Here is a 4,113-nt window from a genome sequence, read left to right as displayed (position 1 = left end):
CTTCATGCAAAACCATAAACACCAACTCAACAAAAACTAAAAAACACTAATAATATATTACACCCCATAATATTTAAAACTAAGCATAACTAAAAAGAATCAAAAAATAATTATTGCACAGCCAAGATAAAAATAAAAAAGATAAAAACAAAAAGTTATTATTGGATAATAACTATTTTAAGAAAAATAAAAAGAATGTTACAGTTAGTTCAGGATTATAATTAAAATAATAGTGAGAAAAATAATCCTCTTATTTATGTTAATTAGGGCTTAGGAATAATTGTTGCTTTGATTGTTTAATTATTATTGTACTACATAAGATTAGTTTATCAAGGATGTCATATTCCAGCTAGTGAATTTTAATAAAAGATGTAATGTTCAATCTATTTTTAAATGCTTAGAACACTCTTTTACAGCGTCTTTTACTTTACAGTCTAAACTTATTGCTTTAATTCCCATTTTTCTAAGTTCTATATGGGGTTCTTTTCCTATTTTTCTACATATGACTGCTTTACAATCGTCAATTAAGTCAATTGATGATCTCCATCGTTCAGTATGATCTTCTAAAGTGATATCTGTTTTTTTCCTAATTTCTTCAAATTCATTTTCATTAGACTTTATATTAAATATAAAAAATTGGTTAGTATCTCCGAAATGAAGATCAACTACGTTTCCATCAGTTGAAGCTACAGCTATTTTCATATAATTACCTTAATTTAAGCTATTTTTCATGGTTTTTAATAGCTATTAGCTATTTCATCATCAATAGGATTAACAGGATTAATAGTGTCATTAGAATCATTAATAGGATTATTAATAGATTTTGGAGTAAATGAAAGTTCTTCTTTAGATAGTTTATATCCTTCAGCATCATAGTAATAATCTAAAATCATATTAGTTAATGCATCAACAAATCGTATTCCTCCAGTGTATCCTACAAATGTGATTCTTTGGGATCCAATTCTATCGAATATTGGAAAACCTATTCTAAACAGAGGGATGTTGAATTTATTAGCTAAAGACGCACCATATGCGTTTCCAATTAAAAGATCGACACTATGATTGTTTAAAGTTTGTTCTAAGTCATAAATGTCTTTATCTGCTAATATTATGGGATTAAAATTAATATCTCTTGATAATTCTTTGATGTCCTCTATAAACCTTTCACTTTTAATACCTGTACATAATATTTTTGGAATCATTCCCATTTCACTGATCATATGAGCAATAGCTATTACTGTATCTGGATCACCATAAATAGCTACTTTTTTCCTGTAGTTATATGCATGAGCATCTACAAGAGCATCTTGGAGCCTTCCTCTATCTCTTTCTACCTTTTTAGGAACATCAACTCCTATTAAATCACACACATTCATTACAAACTCATCAGTATTTTTAATTCCAACTGGTAGTGGACCTGAGATAGATTCAACATTAAAATGTTCTTTCAAATATTTACCTGCAGAATCTGCATGTTTAGATAAAGATATTGTAGCTATTGAGTTTGGAGTATCTTCAATTTCCTTTAGACTTGTTCCTTCTTGATGTAATTCTAAAGTACTTTCATTTAATGGACCATCAAGGGTTTCTGAGACATCTGTTAATATGATTGCTTTAGCTCCTAAATCATTCATCAAATTTTTTACTTCTTGATTGTTTGCAGGGGACATATTTCCCATTATAAGATTAATCTTATTATTCGAGGTTGAAATTCTTCCAAAATGTTCTACTAATGCTAATATAGCTTTATCATATCCTTCTATATGCGAACCTGCATAGCTGGGTGTTGGAATTGGAATCATTTCAGGTATATCCAATCCAATATTAGCATCTTCAAATTTTCTTATAATTCCTCCAATGTCATCGCCTATGGTATCGGTTAAACATGAGCTCATTACACAAATCATTTCAGGGTTTTGTTTTTCAGAAATATTTTTCAATGCTTTAAGTAAATTTGGTTCTCCTCCATAAATCACAGTTTTTTCACTAAGTGATGTTGATGCTACTTCTATTGGTTCTCTAAAGTGTCTTATTAATTGGAATCTCATATATGTAGCACATCCTTGTGAACCATGAATCAGGGGCATTGCTCCTTTAACACCCATCATAGCTTGGACTGCTCCCATTGGCTGACACATTCTTGTTGGGTTCACAACAGCGAATTTTTTATCACAGTTCTCTTCTGATTTGGGATTATTACAATCATTCATTTAATAACTCTCCAATGTATTTTCGCTATTTAATACAATATTATCTTCTTCTTATCTTTATCTTCTTTTTATCTTTTCTAAAAACGTTATTATTTTTAGATTCTTTCATAATTTTATCATTAAGTTTATCTCCAACAACATTCCACACTGGTGTTGATACTGCAGCATCTACTTCTTTTGCAAATTCTAAAAATCCTCTAAATCCTGCGAATGCTGATATTCTGTCATGGTTAAAATCACAAAATGCTACGCCAAGTTTTAAAGCTATATATTTTTCTTTTGCTCCTGAAATCAGGAGATTTGGCTTATATTTTTTAAGTAGTCTCATTAATTCAGTTGAGTTTGCATCATCAACAATTAAGGTTCCTTCTTTTACAACATCTCTTATATTTTCATAGTCTTCTTTTATTCCATTTTTTGTTCCAGACATTATAACTTCCATGCCTAATTCTTCAAATGCATTTACAAGAGACCATGCTTTGTTACCTCCAACATATAAAGCTACTGTTTTACCATTGAGTCTATCTCTGTATTCTTTAAGTTCAGCATCCAGAGTTTCTACTCCATTTTCAATGAGATCAATAGCTCTTTCTTTCATCTCTTCATTATCGAAAAACTCCACAATTTCAGTTATAGATGTTATTGTACTTTGAATTCCAAAGAAATTAACTTTAAGAGAAGGAATTCCATATTTTTTCTTCATTTTTTTAGCTAAGTAATTTGAAGATTTTTGGCATTGAACAATATCAAGTTTAGCATGATGTGCTTTAGCTATATCTTCTATTTTGGAATCTCCTGTAATTGTACTTATTATATTAAGTCCTAAATATTCAAGTAGTGGTTCTATGCCCCATAGGTCCCCAGCTACATTGAATTCTCCAATGATATTTATATCATAAGGGCTTGTTTTTTCAATATCTGATGTTCCAATAACATTATCTATAAGTGCATCACATCCAATCCAATGACCTTTTGTTTTATTATGGTCTTGAAATCCTTCGGATTGTACAGGTATTACTCTACACCCAGTGATTTTTTCAGCTTGCTTAGCTACACTTTTAATATCGTCTCCAATAACACCAGATACACATGTTGCATATACAAATATTGCACCAGGGTCGTGAAGTTTATGTAATTCAATTATCGAATCATAAAGTTTCCTCTCACCACCAAATACAATATCTTTTTCTTTTAAGTCAGTTGAACATCCTTGTTTATATAGTTTTGAACCTGAGGATTTACTTCCTCTAATGTCCCATGTACACGATGCACATCCGATTGGACCATGAACAAGGTGTAATGCATCAGTTATTGGCATGAGCACGATTCTTGCTCCTCCAAATACACATGTTCTTTGAGTTACAGTTCCAGGAATTCCTGGAGTATCACATTCTGGAAGAGATAATGCTCCTCTCTTAACACACATATGTTTTTCACGTGATTTGAAAGTTTCAATAATTGGTTCTATGGTACTGCTCTTCTCTTCCATAGTATCTCCTTATTAGGTTATCATGATTATTTTATCTTAAATCAGTTTTCGCGTTAATATATTGAATATTAATAAGTCTATTAACAATTAATTGTAAATATCTATTTTAATCTATTTTAATAGTCTAGTTGTAGAATAATCTACTTATAGGATAGTATAATTATAGAATGGTCTATTATGGAATAGTACAATTGTAAAATAGTTCATTATATGTCCTGATTAGCTATTATTTCGTTTTTTATTATTAATTTAAAGATTATAAATTTAAAATAAATAAGTATTAAACACACAGCTGTTAAGTTAAGGATTTAATCGATTCTATAGAATTGCCTTAAATTAAACATTGCTTCTTTATTTTTTTCTTATTTCAGAAACTTCTTCTACAATTGGTTCTATTTTTTCTTGGTGGGGTTT

Annotated in this window: 3 protein-coding genes; all 3 read right to left on the bottom strand. The window is 29.8% G+C overall.

Translation table 11 applies throughout. From position 1 onward, the window contains the following. Positions 1–378: 378 nt before the first annotated feature. The 3 genes from MBFIL_RS02905 to nifE are packed head-to-tail and all read right to left on the bottom strand — an operon-like array spanning position 379 to position 3,699. Positions 379–702, bottom strand: coding sequence for a NifB/NifX family molybdenum-iron cluster-binding protein (locus MBFIL_RS02905; protein ID WP_066971320.1), 324 nt, complete (start codon positions 700–702; stop codon positions 379–381). Between the two features lie 35 nt (positions 703–737). Next, complete coding sequence (nifN, locus tag MBFIL_RS02900) at positions 738–2,210, bottom strand: nitrogenase iron-molybdenum cofactor biosynthesis protein NifN (protein ID WP_066971317.1); 1,473 nt, start codon at positions 2,208–2,210, stop codon at positions 738–740. A gap of 40 nt (positions 2,211–2,250) precedes the next feature. Next, complete coding sequence (gene nifE / locus MBFIL_RS02895) at positions 2,251–3,699, bottom strand: nitrogenase iron-molybdenum cofactor biosynthesis protein NifE (protein ID WP_084266277.1); 1,449 nt, start codon at positions 3,697–3,699, stop codon at positions 2,251–2,253. Between the last annotated feature and the right edge of the window lie 414 nt (positions 3,700–4,113).

This window comes from Methanobrevibacter filiformis (assembly GCF_001639265.1).
GTDB classification, from domain to species: domain Archaea; phylum Methanobacteriota; class Methanobacteria; order Methanobacteriales; family Methanobacteriaceae; genus Methanacia; species Methanacia filiformis.
The sequence above is the reverse complement of the archived record's forward strand: the minus strand, read 5'-3'. Positions and strand labels throughout refer to the sequence as shown.

Coding starts and splice junctions, on each gene's coding strand:
- MBFIL_RS02905 (WP_066971320.1), bottom strand. CDS start 702: ATGAAAATAGCTGTAGCTTCAACTGATGGAAACGTAGTTGATCTTCAT.
- nifE (WP_084266277.1), bottom strand. CDS start 3,699: ATGGAAGAGAAGAGCAGTACCATAGAACCAATTATTGAAACTTTCAAA.
- nifN (WP_066971317.1), bottom strand. CDS start 2,210: ATGAATGATTGTAATAATCCCAAATCAGAAGAGAACTGTGATAAAAAA.